We start from the raw sequence: 3,027 nt of genomic DNA, 5'->3' as shown, positions 1-3,027 counted from the left end.
AGGGGCGTTGTCGGCCGGCGGCGCGGGCTGGCTGCACGCCGCGAGCGAGGCGATGAGAAGGGCGGCGAACGGCGTTGTGGGGCGATGTTTCATGGATGCGAAACTAGCCGCCGCGGCGCGGGCGCGCAACGCTCGTCGCTGCGGGCGCAAGAGCCGCATTTTCGCTTGGGTTTTCGGGTCCGCGACCCTATATAATCGTTATGACGGACACCCCAGAAAATACGGCGCCGGTCGCGCCCGCCAATCAGCCCAACAGCAACGCCTATGGCGCCGATTCGATCAAGGTATTGAAGGGCCTCGACGCGGTCCGCAAGCGCCCGGGCATGTATATCGGCGACACCGACGACGGCTCGGGCCTGCATCATATGGTGTTCGAGGTTTCGGACAATGCGATCGACGAGGCGCTCGCGGGGCATTGCGACCTCGTGCTGATCACGCTCAATAGCGACGGCTCGGTCAGCGTCGAGGACAATGGCCGCGGCATCCCGACCGGCATCCACGCCGAGGAAGGCATTTCGGCGGCCGAGGTCATCATGACCCAGCTCCACGCGGGCGGGAAGTTCGAGAATACCAGCGACGACAATGCCTATAAGGTGTCGGGCGGCCTGCACGGCGTCGGCGTCTCGGTCGTCAATGCACTCAGCGAATGGCTCGAACTCACGATCTGGCGCGACGGCGAAGAGCATTGGATGCGCTTCGAACATGGCGATTCGGTCGGCCCGCTCAAGGTCAACGGCCCTGCGCCAGCGGGCAAGAAGGGCACGCGCGTCACCTTCCAGGCGTCGACCGAGACGTTCAAGAACGTCCTCGAATTCGATTTCGAAAAGCTCGAGCACCGCTATCGCGAACTCGCTTTCCTGAATTCGGGCGTGCGCATCAAGCTGGTCGACGCACGCCATGCCGAGCATCTGAGCCACGATCTGTTCTACGAAGGCGGGATCGGCGCGTTCGTCCGCTATCTCGACCGCAACAAGACCGCGCTGCTGCCCGATCCGATCGCGATCAGCAGCGAGCGCGACGGCATCGGCATCGATGTCGCGCTCGAGTGGAACGACAGCTATTATGAAAATGTCCTCTGCTTCACGAACAACATCCCGCAGCGCGACGGCGGCACGCACTTGGCGGCGTTCCGCGCCGCGCTGACGCGCACATTGAACGGCTATGGCGACAAGTCGGGCATCCTCAAAAAGGAGAAGGTCTCGCTGACCGGCGAGGACATGCGCGAAGGGCTGACCGCGATCGTCTCGGTCAAGCTGCCCGATCCGAAATTCTCGTCGCAGACCAAGGACAAGCTCGTCTCGTCCGAGGTGCGCCAGCCGCTCGAAAGCCTGATGGCCGACCGGATGACCGAATGGCTCGAGGAAAATCCCGCTTACGCCAAGGCGGTGATCCAGAAGGTCATCGACGCCGCCGCGGCGCGCGAAGCCGCGAAGAAGGCGCGCGAACTGACGCGGCGCAAGGGTGCGATGGATATCGCGAGCCTGCCCGGCAAGCTCGCCGATTGCCAGGAACGCGACCCCACCAAATGCGAACTCTTCCTCGTCGAGGGCGATTCGGCAGGCGGATCGGCGAAGCAGGGCCGCGATCGGCATGTGCAGGCGATCCTGCCACTGAAGGGCAAGATATTGAACGTCGAGCGCGCGCGTTTCGACCGCATCATCTCGTCGAAGGAAGTCGGGACGTTGATCCAGGCGCTCGGCACCGGGATCCGCGACGAGTTCAACCTCGAGAAACTCCGCTATCACAAGATCGTCATCATGACCGACGCCGACGTCGACGGCGCGCATATCCGCACCTTGCTGCTCACCTTCTTCTATCGCCAGATGCCCGAGATCATCGAGGGCGGCCACCTCTACATCGCCCAGCCGCCGCTCTATAAAGTCGCGAAGGGGCGGAGCGAAGTCTATCTCAAGGACGATACCGCGCTCGAAAATTATCTTGTCGACGGCGGCATCGACGCGCTGATGTTAGAGACCACCGGCGGCGCGCGATCGGGTGCCGATCTGCGCGACCTGATCGAGCATGGCCGGCGCCTGCGCGCGCTGATGCGTTATGTCCCGCGCGGCCATAATTATGAACTCATCGAAGCGCTGGCGCTGAACGGCGCGCTCGATCCCGAGCTCGACAGCGCCGGACGGACCGCGGCGGGCGTGCGCGCCGCCGAATGGCTCAACGCCGCCGAACGTGCGCTCACCGGGGGTGCCGAGGCGAAATGGACGATCGTCGCGGTGGACGGCGGCTATACGCTCGAAAAGCGCTGGCGCGGGGTCAGCGACCATCACGCGATCGACGCCGCCTTCCTCGCGAGCCAAGAAGCACGCCGCCTGCACAAGCTCGCGAGCGAACAGGCCGACACCTACGCCCATCCGGGCCGTCTGGTGAAGGGCAGCAGCGCCGCGGCTCAAGCCGCCGAGGCGGCCGCGCTGGCCGCCGCCGATGCGGCCGAAGACGACGCCGAAGCGAGCGACAGCGATCTGCCCGCCGCGACCGCCGGCAAGGTCACGCCGATCACGCGGCCGTCCGAACTGCTCGAGGCCATCTTTGCACATAGCCGCAAGGGGCTCGCGATCAGCCGCTACAAGGGGCTGGGCGAGATGAATGCCGAACAGCTTTGGGAAACGACGCTCGATCCGTCGAACCGCTCGCTGCTGCGCGTCGAGGCCGAACAAGCGGATGTCGCGCATGAAATCTTCGAACGGCTGATGGGCGACGAAGTCGAACCGCGACGCGATTTCATTCAGACGAACGCGCTGTCGGTGGCGAATCTGGACGTATAAATTCAGTTATTATTCGGTTAAAAACCGAACAAATCGCACATCCGGACGCAAATAATGTTCAGTTTAACGCGCGGCGTCTTGCCTTGGCGGGCCGCCGCTGCTTTTGGCGCCTCCTCTGACAAGGGGATGATGTCATGCGGGTCTTTTCTGCCATGATGATGCCGGTTCTGCTCACGGTCTCGGCCGCGGCGCAAGAAGTCGAAGTCACCGACAATCCGATCGCCGACATTGTCGATGAAACAGAAACCGA

The 3,027-nt window shown here is 63.6% G+C and carries 2 protein-coding genes; one reads left to right on the top strand and one right to left on the bottom strand.

The window, feature by feature from the left end; genetic code table 11:
• The first annotated feature begins 200 nt into the window (after nucleotides 1-200).
• On the top strand, nucleotides 201-2,777 hold the full coding sequence (gyrB, locus tag VJ811_RS07630) for a DNA topoisomerase (ATP-hydrolyzing) subunit B (RefSeq protein ID WP_324071659.1): 2,577 nt from the start codon (nucleotides 201-203) through the stop codon (nucleotides 2,775-2,777).
• Nucleotides 2,778-2,794: 17 nt separating this feature from the next.
• Here gyrB and VJ811_RS07625 read toward each other — a convergent pair.
• The coding region (locus VJ811_RS07625) for a hypothetical protein (RefSeq protein WP_324071658.1) at nucleotides 2,795-3,027 on the bottom strand (233 nt) is incomplete at its 5' end.

Source organism: Sphingopyxis sp. (genome assembly GCF_035250425.1).
In the GTDB taxonomy this organism is placed as follows: Bacteria; Pseudomonadota; Alphaproteobacteria; order Sphingomonadales; family Sphingomonadaceae; genus Sphingopyxis.
This window is presented reverse-complemented; position numbering and strand designations above follow the sequence as displayed.

What these genes read in the sequence shown, in the direction of transcription:
- gyrB (WP_324071659.1), top strand. Translation starts at nt 201, where the DNA reads ATGACGGACACCCCAGAAAATACGGCGCCGGTCGCGCCCGCCAATCAG.